The organism is Paramuribaculum intestinale (assembly GCF_003024925.1).
GTDB classification, from domain to species: domain Bacteria; phylum Bacteroidota; class Bacteroidia; order Bacteroidales; family Muribaculaceae; genus Paramuribaculum; species Paramuribaculum intestinale.
Genome location: NZ_PUED01000310.1, coordinates 1 through 1,800, shown reverse-complemented (window position 1 = coordinate 1,800; position 1,800 = coordinate 1). Strand labels below are relative to the sequence as shown.

General features: G+C 44.7%; 2 protein-coding genes. Both read right to left on the bottom strand.

Translation table 11 applies throughout. The features are described 5' to 3' along the window. Positions 1-229: hypothetical protein (locus C5O24_RS13870; protein ID WP_133165601.1), on the bottom strand; the 229-nt coding region annotated here is incomplete at its 3' end. Beyond that, the coding region (locus C5O24_RS13055; protein ID WP_107681955.1) for an RHS repeat domain-containing protein at positions 208-1,800 on the bottom strand (1,593 nt) is incomplete at its 5' end. The genes C5O24_RS13055 and C5O24_RS13870, both read right to left, overlap by 22 nt.

Genomic DNA, 1,800 nt, shown 5'->3' with positions numbered 1-1,800 from the left:
AATCCACCCTTTTTACCATTTTTTTAGGCAAATTGAAAGAATATGATGGTATGGTATTAATTGTATCACCAGAACTTGGATTGGCATAGGCATATCCTAATACTTTTATGAGAGAGTAATCATCTCCCCCATTCGTGTTGGGGGAGATAATTGCTTTACAAGAAATCAGGGTGCATACACCAATTAACATAATTGCTAATTTAATAGCTATTTTGTCTTTGGTTTCCATTTATGAATCTTATCTACAGCTCTCTCAAATGATGAGAATTTGTAATTGTCAGAGTTCAATGCCCCAGTCCTGTTATAGAATCGTATTCGTTTTTCAACGGTTACATTTGGTGAACCACCAATTGTATTATGATTATTAGGAAGCTGAACCATCTTATAACCTAATACTACATTAGGACTATCTCCAACAGTATTATCTATGTCAGTTTGAGAGGGTAAATTATTGTATAATAACTTGCTATCACCTTCATGGAAGATTAACTGCGGGTGAGAATGCACATCATAGGAAACCCTGTCTCCAACGTTGACAAGAGCGTCAATTGCATCTTTCCAGTGAGCATCGTTAACAACATCGCCCTCTCCCTCAACAATTGGGGAAATCGTGCCGTTTTTTCCAACCCGGAAACCATGTTCATTGCCGGTTTTCTCGGTTAGATCATATGTTTCTTTCATGGTCTTTACAACTTCTCTTGATGGAACAGCCATACATTTGCCTTCGCTGACTGCGAGTGCAGCTTTATCCTTATCCTTCTTCGTTATAAAAACCATTACCCTGACATCTTTTTGATCATCTATGGTTTGAATATATGCTCCATTTTCGTTAAAATAGTCAGTTAATCCTAATGGGTCAACACGATTTATCGGATTGTTATGACAAAAAGTATAACTGGATATATCGGGCGAAATTTCTTCCATTGGATCCGTTGACATCCACAGACTGAGACGTGGATCATAGTAACGAGCACCGTAGTAGTACATACCTGTTTCCTCATCGAATTCCTTCGCGTTGAAGAGATAAGGCGTGTTCCATACGTTGTTTCGCTCCTCGATGAAGACCTCTCCGAAGGGGACATACTCTATGTGCTGAACCACTTCACCGTCAAGGTTGGTGATGAAGCTGGAGCTGCCGAGGTGGTCGGAATGATAGAAGAACTGCAAGTTCTCGTAGTTGTCGGGGTCTTTGAACGACCGCGAAACCGCGCGGGTCTGAGACTTCCGTGCCTCTGCCACCGCCGCCTCCATAGAGCCGTCGTTGCAGCAGAACCCTTCACCATCGGCATAGTTGTCATTGTCAGTACCGTTGTAGGGAACATCGAAGAACTTGTAGTTGTCCTTGATTACCTGTTGCTGGGCTGCATACTTCGATTTGTAGTCAACCGAAAGACCGTCGGTGTTCGCACCGGCATACTCGATGCGACGCGGGTCTGAGCCGTAGGAGGCGAAATCGCCGACCTTGGACACGATGCGTTGGCTACCGGCGTAGATATGCTTGGTGTAGCGACCTCCCTGATTTGCCACGAGATACGGGCTTACATAGAGGGAGAATTTAGCGGTGTTGGTCGAGCCGCCGGAGAAAACTCCGTTGACATAGACCTGATCGCTTTCGCCCGAAGTCTTGACAGTGCGTTCACCATCGGCATCGTACCAGTAGTTGGACACGAAACCGTTGTCGTCCACAGCAAGCAGACGATTCTCCTCATCCCAGATGAGCTTGCGCTCACCGACACTGTTGTCCCTATGTCCGTCAGTCATAACCCGGTTGGTGTTTACATAGACTATGCCATTAGATTC